General features: G+C 40.8%; 13 protein-coding genes and 1 pseudogene. 12 read left to right on the forward strand and 2 right to left on the reverse strand.

Going from position 1 to position 16,556, the window contains the following annotated elements:
• Positions 1-13: 13 nt before the first annotated feature.
• Positions 14-628 carry a multifunctional acyl-CoA thioesterase I/protease I/lysophospholipase L1 gene (tesA, locus tag A1QC_RS13440; RefSeq protein WP_017025281.1) on the reverse strand — a complete coding sequence of 205 codons (615 nt, stop codon included), beginning with the start codon at positions 626-628 and terminating at the stop codon, positions 14-16.
• Positions 629-695: 67 nt separating this feature from the next.
• Here tesA and A1QC_RS13445 point away from each other — a divergent pair, with 67 nt between their 5' ends.
• From A1QC_RS13445 to A1QC_RS13455, 3 genes are all read left to right on the forward strand, one after another.
• Complete coding sequence (locus A1QC_RS13445) at positions 696-1,394, forward strand: ABC transporter ATP-binding protein (protein WP_026025840.1); 699 nt, start codon at positions 696-698, stop codon at positions 1,392-1,394.
• The gene (locus tag A1QC_RS13450) at positions 1,391-3,841 is read left to right on the forward strand and encodes an ABC transporter permease (protein WP_017025283.1); all 2,451 of its coding nucleotides are present in this window, start codon (positions 1,391-1,393) and stop codon (positions 3,839-3,841) included. The genes A1QC_RS13445 and A1QC_RS13450 overlap by 4 nt, the downstream gene beginning before the upstream one ends.
• Before the next feature lie 445 nt (positions 3,842-4,286).
• Entirely contained in the window at positions 4,287-5,765 is a 1,479-nt protein-coding gene (locus tag A1QC_RS13455; RefSeq protein WP_017025284.1) for an NAD(P)-binding protein, read from the forward strand.
• Positions 5,766-5,786: 21 nt separating this feature from the next.
• Here A1QC_RS13455 and A1QC_RS13460 read toward each other — a convergent pair whose 3' ends face one another.
• On the reverse strand, positions 5,787-6,698 hold the full coding sequence (locus A1QC_RS13460; RefSeq protein ID WP_017025285.1) for an endonuclease/exonuclease/phosphatase family protein: 912 nt from the start codon (positions 6,696-6,698) through the stop codon (positions 5,787-5,789).
• A 331-nt stretch (positions 6,699-7,029) separates the two neighbouring features.
• Between A1QC_RS13460 and nrdD the strand changes: the two are divergent.
• From nrdD to modC, 9 genes and pseudogenes are all read left to right on the forward strand, one after another.
• A pseudogene (gene nrdD / locus A1QC_RS13465) lies at positions 7,030-9,167 on the forward strand (anaerobic ribonucleoside-triphosphate reductase).
• A 64-nt stretch (positions 9,168-9,231) separates the two neighbouring features.
• Entirely contained in the window at positions 9,232-9,696 is a 465-nt protein-coding gene (gene nrdG, locus A1QC_RS13470; RefSeq protein WP_017025287.1) for an anaerobic ribonucleoside-triphosphate reductase-activating protein, read from the forward strand.
• Between the two features lie 119 nt (positions 9,697-9,815).
• Positions 9,816-11,000, forward strand: coding sequence for an amino acid aminotransferase (locus A1QC_RS13475; RefSeq protein ID WP_017025288.1), 1,185 nt, complete (start codon positions 9,816-9,818; stop codon positions 10,998-11,000).
• Positions 11,001-11,075: 75 nt separating this feature from the next.
• Entirely contained in the window at positions 11,076-11,807 is a 732-nt protein-coding gene (locus tag A1QC_RS13480) for an ATP-dependent zinc protease family protein (RefSeq protein ID WP_017025289.1), read from the forward strand.
• A gap of 152 nt (positions 11,808-11,959) precedes the next feature.
• The gene (gloA2, locus tag A1QC_RS13485) at positions 11,960-12,343 is read left to right on the forward strand and encodes an SMU1112c/YaeR family gloxylase I-like metalloprotein (protein ID WP_017025290.1); all 384 of its coding nucleotides are present in this window, start codon (positions 11,960-11,962) and stop codon (positions 12,341-12,343) included.
• Positions 12,344-12,417: 74 nt separating this feature from the next.
• Positions 12,418-13,932 carry a cobyric acid synthase gene (locus A1QC_RS13490; RefSeq protein ID WP_017025291.1) on the forward strand — a complete coding sequence of 505 codons (1,515 nt, stop codon included), beginning with the start codon at positions 12,418-12,420 and terminating at the stop codon, positions 13,930-13,932.
• A 12-nt stretch (positions 13,933-13,944) separates the two neighbouring features.
• Positions 13,945-14,712, forward strand: a complete 768-nt coding sequence (modA, locus tag A1QC_RS13495; RefSeq protein WP_017025292.1) for a molybdate ABC transporter substrate-binding protein — start codon at positions 13,945-13,947, stop codon at positions 14,710-14,712.
• Positions 14,713-14,736: 24 nt separating this feature from the next.
• Positions 14,737-15,456, forward strand: a complete 720-nt coding sequence (gene modB, locus A1QC_RS13500; RefSeq protein WP_017025293.1) for a molybdate ABC transporter permease subunit — start codon at positions 14,737-14,739, stop codon at positions 15,454-15,456.
• A complete protein-coding gene (gene modC / locus A1QC_RS13505) occupies positions 15,453-16,550 on the forward strand; it encodes a molybdenum ABC transporter ATP-binding protein ModC (protein ID WP_017025294.1) in 1,098 nt (365 codons plus the stop codon). Before modB ends, modC begins: the two co-directional genes overlap by 4 nt.
• Positions 16,551-16,556: the final 6 nt, after the last annotated feature.

Genomic DNA, 16,556 nt, shown 5'->3' on the forward strand with positions numbered 1-16,556 from the left:
TGGAAAGAAGTATTTATAAGATGGATTGAATCTGAGACGCCATGTACTCTGCGATCCAAGGTTGAGCTTCCGCTTTAGGGTGAAGGCCATCTTGTTTCATCCATTCAGGTTTAACGATGACATCTTTAAGGAAAAATGGCAGAAGAGGAATGTCTTGCTGTTTAGCAACCTCTGGGTATAAATTGGCAAAAGCTTGTGTATAGCGTTTACCATAATTAGGTGGCACCATAATTTGCATTAACGCGACATGGCTATTTTTAGCTTTGGCCAGTGAAATGATTTGGTCTAAATTTTGCTTGATGGTGGCAGGTGGAAAACCACGAAGACCATCATTTGCGCCGAGTTCTACAATGACCCAATCAGGGTTGTGCTGTTTAAGTAGTGCGGGTAGGCGCTGTAAGCCATTACCAGATGTATCACCAGAAATGCTACCGTTTATGATTGTTGCGTTAATTCCTTTTTGTTTTAACTGGTCTGGCAATAAAGAAGGCCAACTTTGCTCAATAGGCATTTGATAACCGGCACTAAGGCTGTCACCTAGAATTAAAATCGTGGTCTTAGCGTTATCAGCAGCATGCGTAATAAAAGAAAAGCATAACACTAGAATTAAGGATAAAGATCTCATCATGTCACAATCACCTACAGAAAAAGTTATTAGTGAAAAAACAGCAACTCAAGCTGACGAATTTGGTTCTATGCCCACAGAGCCTTCTGTATCAGCCAATATTGTTATTCAAGCTGAAGATATCGGCAAATCAGTTTTGGCCAACAAAGAACATTTAACCATATTAAAGGGTGTGAACCTAGCAATTCACGAAGGAGAAAGCGTTGCTATTGTTGGAACCTCTGGTGCGGGGAAGTCGACTTTAATGACGTTACTGGCAGGGTTAGACAGCCCAACAAAAGGTGAAATCAGTTTATTGGGTAAGCCATTATCTAAAATGGATGATGAGGCTCGTGCTGCACTTCGTAGTGACGCTATAGGATTTGTATTCCAAAGTTTTCTTTTGATCCCAACGCTTACCGCCCTTGAAAATGTGACTCTACCTTGTTTATTGAAAGGTGAAAAAGAAGACATTGAAAGAGCCACTCATTTATTAACCGAAGTAGGGTTAAAAGATCGTTTAACGCACACTCCGAGTCAACTTTCTGGTGGTGAACAACAAAGAGTCGCCTTAGCAAGAGCTTTTATGATCAAGCCTAAAGTGTTATTTGCTGATGAACCGACAGGGAATTTAGACCAAATTACTGCGGCTAAAATTATTGAACAGTTATTTGAATTGAATAAAGCTCACAATACAACCTTAGTCTTGGTCACGCATGATAATGATTTGGCTAAACGCTGCGATCGTACACTGCACATGCAGGCGGGTGAGTTGGAGGAGCAAAGATGAATGATACTCCCAAGGCGTTACCTAACAAAGCCTTATTGAATTGGAGTTGGCGTGAAATAAAGCATGGTCAGTTATGGCCCATTGCCATGGCTTTAACCTTAATTATTGCCTGTGTGTTTGGCTTGGCTGCGTTAGCTGATCGAATGGATCAAGTGGTGGTTACACAAGGAAAAAATGCCCTAACGGCCGATACAGTTTTTCGCTCATCTAACCCTTTACCTGAAGCATTATTAAATACAGCGAAAACAGAACATGTTGAAACCTCGACATTAACCCGTTTTGCGACCATGGCATTCAGTGATAATGGGGTGCAATTAGTCACGGTAAAAGCGGTTGATAGTGCTTACCCATTACGTGGAGATATGATCCTTTCGGATAAATCGCAAACTTCACATCACGTAAGTGGCAATGAATTATGGCTTGAACCTAGAGTTATGCAGCAATTAGTTGTTAAAATAGGTGACAATGTCACTATTGGTGACGCTGATTTCAAAGTATCTGGTGAAGTTCTGCAAGAGCCTGGATTAGCGTTTAATCCATTCCAACAAATGCCTAGCGTGTATATTCACCAAAGTGATGTCGAAAAGACTGGTGCAATACAAGTGGGAAGTCGCGTTAGCTTTCGTTTATTTATCAATGCGCCACAAGATAAAATCGAACAGTTAAAAAAATCGGTCGAATTGACACCAAGTGATCGTTGGGTCGATGAAGATTCGCAAAGCCGCACCTCTGAAGTGTTTGAAAAAACAAAACAATACCTGTCTTTAACCGTCGCCATTGTTGTAGTAATGGCAGCGATAACCTTAGTGTTAACGTGCCAACATTATGTCGCAAGTCGCCGACAAACCATTGCCATGCTTAAAAGTTTAGGGGCGCAAAAGCCGTGGTTAATTCGTTGGCTCAGCATTCAAATTGGTAGCCTATTTACTATTGGGATAGTGTTAGGTTCGGTGATTGGTGTGTTATTGGAAATGGTATTACGCATTCCATTAACCGATGTATTGCCCGATCCACTGCCAAGCTATGGCGTGATGCCATTATTGCTTTCAATAGGAACCTGTTTAGCGATTGGTATTCCTGCTTTAGGCTTACCGTTAATTGGTTTGTTAAATACCTCTGCTGCTTCGGTGATGCAACCGAATCAAGCGAGCATTCCTAAGAAAGCGTGGCTGTTAATATTACTACCATTTGCCTTATTAATGGCCATTTATGGTAATAACCTACTCGTATGGATTGTACTGGCGAGCATTATTGTATTGTTCGCCATCTTAGGTGCGATCAGCTTACTGTTGGTTCGTGGCATGCAGAGTTTACCCGTATCTCCAGCTTTAAAGTTAGCATTGAGCCGAATTAACCGTTCCTCGATTGCCAGTGGTATTCAGTTCGGTGCTTTATCGCTGTCTTTAATGTTGATTGCGATTATTTGGTTAGTAAGAAGTGATTTATTGAGTGATTGGCAACAAACTTTACCAGAAGATGCACCGAACGTGTTTGCGCTAAACATTGCCTCTTATGAAAAAGACAACTATTTAACAGAAATCGACAATGCCAATTTAAACCGTTCAGAAGCGTACCCAATCATTCGCGGACGTTTAAATGAGATTAACGGCATTGAAGCGAAAGATTATGCACACGGTGAAGATAAAAGTGACTCTTTACGCCGAGAGTTAAACTTTACTTGGGCAGATACGCTGCCGGCTCGCAATGACCTGTTAGAGGGTACTTGGGGGGAAGTAGGTAGTGTGTCCGTTGAATCGGATGTCGCGAATGATTTAGGGCTTAAAATTGGCGATACGCTAACGTTTGTGATCAGCAGCCAAACAGTCACAGCCAAAGTGAATACCATACGTAAAGTTCATTGGCGCGAAATGAAACCTAATTTCTACTTCATCTTCTCACCGGATGTATTAAAAGATATTCCGGGGACATGGTTAGTGAGCTTTAAAGCACCAGAAGCAAACAAACAACAAACCGATGCTTTCTTAAATAAAATGGCGCGTGATTTTCCAACAGTGAGTTTGATGGATATTCGAACCATGGCAGGGAAGATCCAAGTGTTACTCACACAAATTGTTTGGTCGATTACCGTGCTTGCTGGATTAGCGGTGATTGCTGGCTTGCTATTAATCTTCACACTTTTGCGTTTAAGCCTTTCACAGCGCCAACAAGAGATCCGTTTGTATCGAACTTTAGGGGCAAGTAAAAAGCGCATTAGTAAAACGGTTTGGTATGAATATGGAATTATGGCATTTATTGCTGGAATTGTAGCAAGTGTGGGGGCTGAAGCCAGTGTTGCGAGTTTAATGAAGTGGGGATTTGAGCTTGAGCCAAGTTGGCATATTGGCCTGTGGATTATTCTGCCTCTCTTAGCGTTTGTGACCTTAGCGCTCGTGCTTCGCACATTAATTAAGCAACTTCTTATCCCTGTTAACAAAGCGGCTTTTTAGTGAGGTATTGAATAAAAAGTTTAGTTATCCACAAAAACAGTGGATAAATATTGGGATAACTCAACGACGAAAAATGACCTATTCGCTTGCAGGCCGCGACAGGGATTGCTTACAGCAAATAGGTTATTCACATAAAGGCATTTTTTGAAAATTGAATAGAAACGGTCAAGACATTTTTTCGTTTTTTTTGATATTTATAACTTGAGCATAAGAAGTGGATAATTGCACTAAAAGTGCGCATGAAACTTTGATATTGCTGTCTTTTTGTACATTTAAAAACAAATTAACTTGCATGTAAGAAAAGATTGAAAATTTTTCTCGAAATATCTGACTTAGATGGTAGGGTATTGGCATTAACGTATTGTGTTTGATGATATTCGCCTAGTCTTTACTGGCATTTTATACACATAAACTTATTAATCGTTGTAGGAATTATCGATTACTCATGGCTTCTCCTCATATTGGTATTATTGGTGGCGGGATTGCTGGCTCAACCGCGGCATTACATTTCGCCGAACAAGGCCTAAACGTTTCTATTTTCGAGCAAGGACAAAGCCTTGTTGATGGGCCACCTATTTGCCATTTGCATGCTGGTGGGAATTTATATCGTGAAATTTCTGAACAGCAATGCATCCAATTGCTTAAAGAATCGATTGATACTGTTAAGCTCTATCGACATACCTTAAATGTAAGGCCAACAGTGATAGCTGTGCCGACGCAAGATAACGGCCAGCCAGAAGAGTTATTGCCGCGTTTGCAAGTGATCCAAAAAGCCTATCAACAACTGGTTGCACAAGATTCAAGTAACCAAGTGTTAGGTGAGCCTCAATATTATTTTAAGCTTTACTCAAAAGATGAGTTAATTAATTTAGCCCAGCAAAACACGCCTGAACTCAATTCGATGACAGAACAAAGCTTGGATGAATGGATGATCCCATTTGCCCAACATACCGATCTCGATAAATTAAAATACCCAGTGGTATTGGTTCAAGAATATGGTTTAAGTGTTTTTCGACTATCGGCGACCGTCAATCTTGCTTTAGAACAACTTCCCAACTGCCAAGTGCATACTCAAACTCAGGTCATGGGTGTCGAACCAAAGGGAAAACAATGGCAAATTGCCTTCAAACCAACGGACACACAAACATCTCAAGCTGAGCAAACCATAAAAGTCGATTATTTGATCAATGCTTCTGGTTATAAAACAGGCGTAGTGGATGATTGGGTGAAAATGCCTCGCTCGCGTTTAGTTGAGTTTAAAGCGGCTTATGTGACGCATTGGCAAGCCGGCTCTGCAATGTGGCCAGAAGTTATCTTTCATGGAGAAAGAGGCACCCCGCAGGGCATGGCGCAGTTAACACCTTATCCTGATGGTTTCTTCCAGTTACACGGTATGACAGAAGATATTACCCTTTTTGAAGATGGGGTCGCAGAGTCGACAGAAGAAAGCTCGCAACCTAAGCTTCCGATGTATTTAGTGAATAAAATTATTCACGGTTGGGATGAGCAACAACAGATATTACGCACCAAGAAAGCTATTGATCACATGGCTCAGTTTATCCCAAGTTTTGCCACTGCAACTTTTGGTGGTCGGCCTCTTTTTGGTGCTCAACAGGTGCCTGGTACGGATATTACGTTACGTGCCGCCAGTGTTTCATTTGCCGGTGATAACTATGCTCGGTTAGAAATCGTGAAAGCGTCCTCGGCTATTGAAGCGGCAAGACAAGTTGAAGCCGATATGCGTCAAAAGGGGTATATCGTCGGACAGCCTGATCAATTTGAAGGTCATGCTGAGAAAAAAGTAACGCCATCTTCTCAATTAGGTATGCAACAAATCTTACAAAAAGCCAATATACTCGCCAAACAGCGCAATTACCCAACGGCCTTAGCCAAGGTTGGCGGCATTAGACGAAACGAAAAGTAGCTTCAAGCTGAAAATAAATGCTTATTCTACTGCTCGCACATCAACATGACTCACCACTGGGCAATGATCGCTCAAGTGGTGATGTAATGCTTCTTCCCGAGTAAATAAAACTTGTTCACCTTGTTGGCCTCGACTGGGCTTACTGATGATAATGTGATCAATTAATCGAGGGTATCGATACCATTCATTCTTATCTTTATTCGATTGGACTTGGCATAATGCCGGAGTAGTTTCGGTGACCAACTCAACTTGTTTTTCAATTCCTTTCTTTAACACCTGCCACAACCAATCATTATGAAATGATAAATTATGATTAAAGTCGCCCATTACAATGAAGGCATCGTTATTTGTTAAGCGTTTTGTCATCCATTGGTTTAATTCTTTGGCTTGTTGTAATACTTGAGTACAAGCGGTTTTTTTGGTTTTCTGACCCACACATCCTTGCTTTAAATGTACGGAAAGTAAGTGTACATCAGGCTCCCCGATTCGATTTAATACCACGTAACTTGCAAAGCGCAGTTTTGAATTTTTAGTCAGTTCAAGATCTCGAGGATCAGTGACTTTAAAACGACTTGAAATAGCAAAGCCTGTGTATTGATTGATATCACTAAATTGTTGGTCTTTATTGCTTGAGAAAGAGCGATCCGATAAATAAATACGATAGAAAGGCCCCACCACTTTTTGAATAGCGGCTTTAGAATCGACTTCTTGAAAGGCTAAGATATCTGGATTGATGTTTTGGATCTTACTATTAAGTAACGAAAAATCTTGACCGTCTCGGCGGCTTTCTGGGATTGAAGCGACAGGTCTTATGGTTAACCATTCCATGTTCCACGTGGTTACTTTTAAGCTGTCAGCCAATACCGACGTCAGTGGTAAAGCGAAAAGCAAGCACGCGAGGCTTATTTTCTTAATAGAAGAATTATTGAACATATTTAAGGTTAATATCCTTTACATTTTGATCACGGGTCGAGTCAAAATCATAGCTTTTCATTAACAGACTACATAGAGAAAAAATTAAAATCTCAAGCTTTATTTGTATTTATGCGACACAAAACCATGGCCTTTTACTAACTTTATTCTGGCATCAAGATCCTTTGATATAGATCAACTCACCTTAGGTATTTAAAACGATAATGCACAATATATTGTATTTATTGTTAGAAGATTGTCTATATATGCTTTTCTGAGAGCGTGACTTGATGATGTTCGAGTTTTTAAAAGAAGAGTTAGGCAATCAATTTCTTTAGGAGGCACAGTTAGGATGGCGACGTTAATAGTAATAAAGCGAGATGGCTCAAAAGCGTTATTTCAACAACAACGCATTATTGCGGCGGTACTGAGCGCGGCAGAACAGGCCGATGAAGCTCTGACCGATTATGCACACCAACTAGCGAGTTGTGTTGAGCAATTATTGACGGACCGTCAGCATGACTACCTTGATGGCATTCATATACAAGATATTCAAACTATGGTCGAAAACATCTTAATGCAGGGTGAATACAAGGGCTTAGCTCGCCATTATATTGAATATCGCCATGACCGAGATTTGGCCCGTGAAAAAACGAGCGCTTTAACCAAGGAAATTGAAGGTTTAATTGAGCAAAACAATACGGATTTATTGAATGAGAATGCCAATAAAGATGGCAAAGTTATCCCTACTCAACGTGATTTGCTGGCGGGCATTGTGGCTAAACATTATGCGAAACAACACATTTTGCCGCGTGATATCGTACAAGCTCATGAATTGGGAGATATTCATTACCACGATTTAGATTATGCACCGTTTTTCCCAATGTTTAATTGTATGCTGATCGATTTAAAAGGCATGCTGACGTGTGGGTTTAAAATGGGCAATGCCGAAATTGACACACCTAAATCGATTTCAACAGCAACGGCGGTGACAGCTCAAATCATCGCACAAGTTGCTAGCCATATTTATGGTGGCACCACGATTAACCGAATTGATGAAATTCTCGAACCTTATGTATTAGCCAGCCATGATAAACAGCTTAAATTAGCGCAAGAATGGGGTATTCCACATCCTCAAGAGTTTGCTCGCAAACAAACAGAAAAAGAATGTTATGACGCCTTTCAATCGTTGGAATATGAAGTTAATACGCTCCATACTGCGAATGGCCAAACTCCTTTTGTAACTTTTGGTTTTGGTTTAGGGGAATCGTGGGCAAGTAAATTGATCCAAACTTCTATTTTACGCAATCGCATTGCTGGGTTAGGTAAAAACCGTAAAACAGCGGTATTCCCTAAATTGGTATTTGCCATTAAAGATGGGTTAAACCATAAATCGAGCGATCCTAATTACGATATCAAACAACTGGCCTTGGAATGTGCAACTAAACGTATGTATCCAGACATTCTCAACTATGACAAAGTTGTGGAAGTAACGGGATCGTTTAAAACGCCTATGGGGTGCCGTAGTTTCTTAAATACTTATGAAGAACATGGTGAATTGATCCACGATGGTCGAAATAACCTCGGTGTGGTTAGCCTTAACTTGCCGCGTATAGCAATTCATGCTGAAGGTAATGAAGCACAATTTTATGCGTTACTTGAGCAAAAACTAAAGCTGGCTAAGCGCGCATTGGATACGCGTATTCATCGATTAGAAAATGTAAAAGCACGAGTCGCTCCGATTCTGTATATGGAAGGAGCGTGTGGCGTTCGGTTAAAGGCCGATGATTATATTGCTGATATTTTTAAACACGGACGTGCATCCATTTCACTTGGTTACATCGGGATCCATGAAACCGTGAGCGCATTATATGGTGATTCAAACCATGTGTATGATGATGAGGTTTTGCGTCTAAAAGCCATCAAAATCGTTGATTTTATGAAAAGTCATGTCGATCTATGGGCAAAAGAAAGCGGTTATGCGTTTAGTTTGTATGCCACGCCAAGTGAAAATTTGTGTAGCCGTTTTTGTCGTTTAGATGCCAAGGAATTTGGCGTGATCAAAAACGTAACGGACAAAGGTTATTACACCAACAGTTTCCATTTAGATGTAAAAAAAAAGCCACACCATACGATAAGATCGATTTTGAAATGCCATACCCATCATTATCAAGTGGTGGCTTTATTTGTTATGGCGAATTTCCCAATATGCAACATAACGTTGAAGCATTAGAAAATGTCTGGGATTACAGCTATAGCCGAGTGCCTTATTACGGTACGAATACGCCAATTGATGAATGTTATGAATGTGGTTATACCGGTGAATTCGAATGTACCAGTAAGGGGTTCACATGCCCTAAATGTGGCAACCATGATTCTGCGAAAGTGTCCGTAACGAGGCGAGTGTGTGGCTATTTGGGAAGCCCTGATGCACGGCCATTTAATGAGGGTAAACAAGAAGAAGTGAAACGACGTGTTAAGCATTTATAAGGCGTGATCAAACATCTATAAGCCATGCTTAAGTCAGATCGCCCGTTAAGTTAGGAGAAAGGTTTTGAATATTTCTCAATATTATTCTGTGGATGTTATTAATGGCCCTGGTACGCGGTGCACATTGTTTGTTTCAGGGTGCGTTCATCAATGTAAAGGCTGTTATAACCAGAGCACTTGGTCATTAAATTCCGGGGTTGAATTTACCCAGAACCATGAAGATACCATTATTCGAGATTTACAAGATGATCGAATTTATCGCCGTGGCTTGTCTTTATCTGGAGGTGATCCATTACACCCTCAAAACGTGTCAGCGGTTTTAAAGTTGGTTAAGCGAGTCAAGGCAGAATGCCCTGATAAAGATATTTGGATGTGGACAGGGTATGTACTCGGTGGCTTAAGTGATTTGCAAAAACAAGTTATAGAAAATATCGACGTGTTAATCGATGGAAAATTTGAGCAAGCACTTGCAGATCCAAGTTTACAGTGGCGAGGTAGCAGCAACCAAGTTATCCACTATTTAAAATAGATGTTAAGAAATTGAATTGAAATCAACACAAAATCGACGAGTTAGAGAAAATCTCGTCGATTTTTTTATGGGGGAGTGGTAATTTGAATTTTTATCACTAAACACAGGGTTGTGTATTCATGCTTTCTCATCTTTCTGCCCCTCAACAAGATCCAATCTTGTCTTTATCTGTTGCTTATCGAAGTGACCCTCGTGCTGAAAAAGTCGATTTAGGTATCGGTGTTTATAAAAACAGCGAAGGCCAAACGCCAATCATGGCAGCAATTAAGCAAGCGCAACTTCAACAAGCAGAGCAACAAGCAACCAAAGCTTATGTTGGTTTAGCCGGTTGTGAAGAATTTAATCAATGCATGATCGATTTACTGCTTCAAGATACATCAGCCTATTCGCGTGTGTCTGCGGTTCAAACACCAGGTGCAAGCGGCGCGCTTCGTATGTTGGGTGATTTAATGAAGATCGCCCAGCCTGATACTACAGTTTGGATCAGCAATCCAAGCTATGTTAACCACCGTCCTGTTATGGAAGCGGCTGGGTTAAAAGTGCGTTATTACCATTACTTCAACCCTGAGACGCGACAAGTTGATTCGGCTAAAATGCTGGAAGAATTATCTCAAGCAGGCCCAAGTGATGTTGTATTGCTTCACGGCTGCTGTCATAACCCAACAGGTGCTGATATCAGTATTGATGATTGGAAAGCAATTACGGAGCTATCATTAAAGAATGGTTTTACACCATTTGTTGATATCGCATATCAAGGTTTTGGTGATGGATTAGAGCAAGACATCATTGGTGTTAAGCACATGGCCAATCATGTTGAAGAAATGCTGATCACGACCTCGTGTTCTAAGAATTTTGGCTTATACCGTGAACGTACTGGCGCAGCCATCGTCGTAGGTAAAAATCTACAAGAAGCTAATAATGCTAAAGGTAAACTACTTACTTTAGCTCGTTCAACTTATACTATGCCGCCCGATCATGGGGCTGCTCTAGTGAAGACAGTTTTGCAAGATCAATCGTTAACGGCATTATGGAAGCAAGAATTGGTTCAAATGCAGCAACGTTTGGTTGGTTTACGGACAGCACTGTGTCAAGAATTAGTCAATGCACACAATAATGAACAATTTGAGTTTATAAAGTCACACAAAGGCATGTTCACTGTGCTAGGATTTTCAAGTGACCAAATGATGCAATTACGTGAAGACTATGGAATTTATGGTGTTGGCGACGGCCGTATTAACATTGCAGGTTTGCAAGAAAAAGACATACAATACGTCGCAAATGCAATTCATACACTTGCGCGGTAAAGTATTCTTTAGCAATAGATAAGTGTTGAACAATAAACATAGTTTTATCTAAACGAATAAAAAAGGTTAGTAAACATGAAGAAATGGGGTTTTTTCCTTCCGGCTATTATGTCTGTGGCAATAGTAGGCTGTGCAACGTCACCTGAAGTTGCAACAACCGATGCGAAAGCGAACACGACAGAAACAGCGACGGACACCAGCAAAACGACCACGACGACAAGCAAGGAAACGGCGAGTCAAACGGCAAAGACAGATGGAAAAGACACATCAACACTTTCACCGATGGAAAAACATCCAAATGTGAAACCTAAGCCAATGCCAACCGTTAAGCCAAAATCATCAGCGGCAACTACGGGTGAAAAAAGCGCAGATGGGAAATTGATCTTAGGTCAAACGGAATGGGTTCATCTAGAAGGTTTAGATGTCAATGTTGTTGCGCGTATTGATACCGGTGCAACGACATCTTCCATCAGTGCTATTGATATCGTACCTTTTGAGCGCGATGGAAAAAAATGGGTGAAATTCAAACTTGCCCATGACAAACGTCAGTCAAAAGAAATTGAATTGCCGGTTGTTTCAACTAAATTTATTCGCCAATCTAACTCAGATAAAACTTTTGAGCGTTATGCCGTTGAAGGTTGGATTCGTGTTGGTGACTTAAAAGTGAAAACACCTTTCACACTTGCAGACCGTACACACATGGATTATGGCTTATTATTAGGTCGTAGCTTCTTCCGTGATGTGGCTATCGTCGACGTAAGCCGTAAGTTTGTACAACCGAAAGTTGCGGTTGAAAAGAAAAAATAAGCGCTATTTTGAAAGCCTCCTTAATAGGGGGCTTTTTTAGAACTCTCTGATTAAGATCCATTTATCCATATCAACCGCTCTAAATCGACTTAACCTGAAATTACTCGCTTCTATCACATACCAACCTACTCACGAAACTAAGGCCATTTCTCATGTTTAAGTCGATTCATCACATCGCGATCATTTGTTCTGATTATCAGCGTTCAAAAATCTTTTATACGCAAATCCTCGAGTTTAAAGTGATTAATGAGACTTATCGAGCTGAGCGCGATTCCTATAAGTTGGATTTGGCGGTTTCAGAGCACAGTCAAATAGAACTTTTTTCATTCCCACATCCACCTAAGCGTGTGAATCAACCAGAAGCTTGTGGCCTGCGTCATCTGGCATTTTCTGTTGATGATGTACAAGCAACCGTCGCTCAATTAACGTCAAAAAGTGTGGAATGTGAGCCAATTCGTATTGATGCTCTTACAGGTAAAGCTTTTACTTTCTTTCAAGATCCCGATGGGTTACCAATTGAAATTTATCAAATTTAATGACCTGTTAGTATTAACCTCGGCCACTCGGTTGATTTCAATGAAGAATGTAAAACAAGATACAGAGAATTTTTATGCTTAAACCTATTCAAGCCTTAATGATCCAAGGGACAACATCAGATGCTGGTAAAAGTGTGCTGGTGGCGGGACTTTGCCGTGTTCTACACCGTAAAGGTGTCCATGTTGCTCCATTCAAATCGCAGAATATGGCATTAAACAGTGCTGTGACTAAGGATGGTGGAGAAATCGGCCGCGCCCAAGCCGTTCAAGCATTCGCCGCTGGTATTGAACCGACGGTTCACATGAATCCGGTATTGCTCAAACCTAACAGTGATATTGGAGCTCAAGTTATCGTTCAAGGTAAAGCACTGCAATCTATGGATGCAATCGGATTTCATGGTTATAAAACAGTGGCAATGCCCTATGTGATGGATTCTTTTGCCAAGCTACGCTCGGAATTTGAATCGATTATGATTGAAGGTGCGGGCAGCCCTGCTGAAATCAATTTACGTGAAAATGATATTGCCAATATGGGCTTTGCCGAAGAAGCCAATGTTCCAGTGATCATTGTGGCCGATATCGACCGTGGCGGTGTATTTGCCCACCTGTATGGCACACTTGCTTTGCTGTCAGAATCAGAGCAAAACAGAGTCATTGGTTTTGTGATTAATCGTTTTCGTGGTGATATAACGTTACTTGAACCCGGCTTAGACTGGCTAGAAGAGAAAACAGGTAAACCCGTTATTGGGGTTTTGCCGTATCTTCATGGTTTGAATATTGAAGCGGAAGATGCGATCACCAGCGAGCAAGTTCTGAGTGACCGTAATAGTGATAGCGAAAAAGCGAAATTCACGGTTCGTGTTCCTGTGTTAACTCGCACCAGTAACCATACCGATTTCGATCCCTTACGTTTGCATCCTGATATTGATTTTCAATACGTAGGTAAAGGGGAGTCTTTACAAGGGGCTGATTTAATTATTCTTCCCGGCTCTAAATCTGTTCGTTCTGATCTTGATTACTTACGAAGCCAAGGTTGGGAGAAAGATATCGAACGTCACCTTCGTTTTGGTGGTAAATTGATGGGGATTTGTGGCGGTTACCAAATGTTAGGTAAAACCATTAATGATCCTAAAGGGCTAGAAAGCGAAGCAGGTTGCTCGGCAGGGCTTGGTTATTTGAACATTGAAACCGTTTTAGCTGATCAAAAGCAATTACAACAAGTGATAGGGCAGTTACAATTTCCTAATCAAGTACCTGTGAGCGTCACCGGTTATGAAATTCATGCTGGCGTGACAACCGTGAATGGCTATCAGCCTCTTTTGATCAAAAATAGCAATATAAGCCAGGATAATAATGCAGAAGTTGCCGATGGTAACTTGAGTGAATGTGGTCAGATATTTGGTAGTTATCTGCATGGTATCTTTGAGCATGCCGACGCCTTTAAATCGATTCTTCACTGGGCGGGAATGAATGATTTCAATACGGTTTATAATCATACGGATCAAAAACAGCATGGAATTAATCTGATAGCAGATGCAATTGAAGAACATCTTGATCTTAAAAAGCTATGGCCCGACTTATCTTGGTAAAGAGAATGAATAATGAAATATTTCAATAAATTAGCATTGATAATGATGATCGGCGTATCGTCATCTAATGCGATTTCAGCCGACACAATACATGTTTATGCGGCTTCATCCATGACCAATGTGCTTGATGAGTTGGGCGCTGCCTTTAAAAAACAAACCGGTGATGAAGTCGTGTCGGTTTATGCTGGATCGTCAACACTTGCACGTCAAATTGAACAAGGTGCACCGGCAGATGTGTTTATTTCGGCAAATCCTAAGTGGATGGACTACCTTCAAAATCAAGGGATCACCACCAAAGATCAAGTGATCAATCTTGTCGGCAATAACTTAGTTTTGATTGGTTCTGGCAATGAAAATAATGCACAAGTGAATGCTGGAACGTTTGAAGAATTACCTCAATTGTTGGGAGAGCAACGTTTAGCTATCGGTGAAACCAGTAGTGTACCTGCTGGTATGTATGCCAAAGAAAGCCTTGAAAATATGGGATTATGGAAGGTTTTACAACATAAAACCGCGCCAAGTAATAATGTTCGTCTGACACTTTCATTAGTCGAGCGAGGGGAAGCGCCATTTGGCATTGTGTATAAAACCGATGCATTAATGAGTCAAAAAGTCACCATCGTACAAACGTTTCCAGAAAGCACTCATTCCCCGATTATTTATCCCGCTACAACACTTAATGATAAAGAGGCAAGTAAAGCTTTCTTCGAATTTTTAACCAGCCAAGAGGCGAGTCAAACATTTATAAAATATGGATTTACTCCACTCGTGGCGCAATAATGCTCATTAAAAGGAAGCCCAGATTTGATTCTGTCGGATTATGAAACTCAAGCGTTACTGTTAAGTTTAAAGGTATCTGCTACTGCTGTGTTATGGCTTCTTCCTATTGGGGTTTTTCTCGCGTGGTTGCTGGTAAAAAAAGAGTTTTGGGGCAAAAAATTGGTCGATAGTGTTATCCACCTCCCTTTAGTTTTACCTCCGGTTGTGATCGGGTATTTATTACTTTTAACCATGGGTAAACAAGGAGTAATCGGTAAGTTTCTATTTGAGCAATTCGGGCTAGTGTTTAGTTTTAACTGGAAGGGTGCTGCATTAGCATCGGCCGTTGTTGCCTTGCCGTTAATGGTACGAGCCATTCGTTTAAGTTTGATGAACGTAGACCCTAAACTGGAACAAGCGGCACGAACGCTTGGTGCTTCGCCCATAAAAGTCTTTTTTACCATAACATTGCCATTAGTTCTGCCCGGCATCATCACGGGAGCCATGCTTTCATTTGCGCGTAGTTTAGGCGAGTTTGGTGCAACCATCAGTTTTGTGGCTAATATTCCTAATCAAACTCAAACATTACCGCTTGCCATGTACAACTTCATTCAAACTCCGGGTGCTGAGTTTCAAGCGGCTAGGTTGTGTGTAATATCCATTATCATTGCATTGCTGTCATTACTTTGCTCGGAATGGTTAACACAAAAAACGCAGAAAAAACTGGGCGTTTCTACGGGTAATGCTAAAGGAGGCAACGCATGATTAAGTTAGCCTTCAAGCAACAACTCGAACAATTTATGTTAGATATCAATGTGGACATTCCTCAGCATGGCATTACTGCTATTTTTGGGCGTTCTGGTGCTGGAAAAACTAGCATTATCAATGCAATAAGTGGCTTAAATAATCCTGATTCTGGAAAGATCATTGTGGGTGAGCGTGCCTTATATGATTCGAATAAGAATATTAATATTGCTATTGATAAACGTAAAATTGGTTATGTGTTTCAAGAGGCTCGCTTATTTCCACACTATAAAGTGAAAGGTAATTTACTTTATGGTGCGAGTCGTCATTACGATAGAAATCATTTTGATCAAATTGTTCAGCTCTTAGATTTAAGTACTTTATTGGATCGTTATCCAGTGGATTTGTCGGGTGGAGAAAAACAGCGTTGTGCGATTGCCCGCGCGTTATTGTCCGAACCAGAAATGTTATTAATGGATGAGCCATTAGCATCGCTTGATTTGCCAAGAAAACAAGAAGTGATGCCGTTTCTTGAAAAACTCTCACAAGAAATCAACATTCCAATTTTATACGTCACACATAGCTTAGAAGAAATTTTGCACCTCGCTGATCACATGTTGTTAATTGAAGATGGACAAATAAAAGCGTCAGGTGATATTGAAACCATGTGGCGGTCAACTGCATTTCAACCTTGGCAGAAAAATAGCGAATTAAGCACCTTATTCAAAGGTATGCTAACGGAACATCACCCTAAATATGCTTTATCTTATGTGGAATTGGCTCGAAATATCGGTGTGTGGATGTCTGGGATCCAAGTTAAGAAAGGGGAATCGTTACGTGTTCGGATCCATGCGAGTGATGTATCCATTACTCTATCGCAAGCCAAAGATACATCTATGCGAAATATTATACCTGCAACGATCGTAGAACTGGCTAAAGTGACCGATCCTACTCAACCCGTTTCATTACGGTTATCTTTAGGTTCTGGATTAAGCCTTTGGGCAAATATTACCGCTTGGGCTTACGACGATCTTCAACTTAAAACAGGTCAAAAGGTATTTGCTCAGATAAAAGGTGTGCGATTAACTAATAAAGATATGGCCCGCAAGCCTTAGCATTTC

The sequence above is a fragment of the Vibrio rumoiensis 1S-45 genome (assembly GCF_000286955.2).
In the GTDB taxonomy this organism is placed as follows: Bacteria; Pseudomonadota; Gammaproteobacteria; order Enterobacterales; family Vibrionaceae; genus Vibrio; species Vibrio rumoiensis_A.

What these genes read in the sequence shown, in the direction of transcription:
- tesA (WP_017025281.1), bottom strand. Translation starts at nt 628, where the DNA reads ATGATGAGATCTTTATCCTTAATTCTAGTGTTATGCTTTTCTTTTATT.
- A1QC_RS13445 (WP_026025840.1), top strand. Translation starts at nt 696, where the DNA reads ATGCCCACAGAGCCTTCTGTATCAGCCAATATTGTTATTCAAGCTGAA.
- A1QC_RS13450 (WP_017025283.1), top strand. Translation starts at nt 1,391, where the DNA reads ATGAATGATACTCCCAAGGCGTTACCTAACAAAGCCTTATTGAATTGG.
- A1QC_RS13455 (WP_017025284.1), top strand. Translation starts at nt 4,287, where the DNA reads ATGGCTTCTCCTCATATTGGTATTATTGGTGGCGGGATTGCTGGCTCA.
- A1QC_RS13460 (WP_017025285.1), bottom strand. Translation starts at nt 6,698, where the DNA reads ATGTTCAATAATTCTTCTATTAAGAAAATAAGCCTCGCGTGCTTGCTT.
- A1QC_RS13475 (WP_017025288.1), top strand. Translation starts at nt 9,816, where the DNA reads ATGCTTTCTCATCTTTCTGCCCCTCAACAAGATCCAATCTTGTCTTTA.
- A1QC_RS13480 (WP_017025289.1), top strand. Translation starts at nt 11,076, where the DNA reads ATGAAGAAATGGGGTTTTTTCCTTCCGGCTATTATGTCTGTGGCAATA.
- gloA2 (WP_017025290.1), top strand. Translation starts at nt 11,960, where the DNA reads ATGTTTAAGTCGATTCATCACATCGCGATCATTTGTTCTGATTATCAG.
- A1QC_RS13490 (WP_017025291.1), top strand. Translation starts at nt 12,418, where the DNA reads ATGCTTAAACCTATTCAAGCCTTAATGATCCAAGGGACAACATCAGAT.
- modA (WP_017025292.1), top strand. Translation starts at nt 13,945, where the DNA reads ATGAAATATTTCAATAAATTAGCATTGATAATGATGATCGGCGTATCG.
- modC (WP_017025294.1), top strand. Translation starts at nt 15,453, where the DNA reads ATGATTAAGTTAGCCTTCAAGCAACAACTCGAACAATTTATGTTAGAT.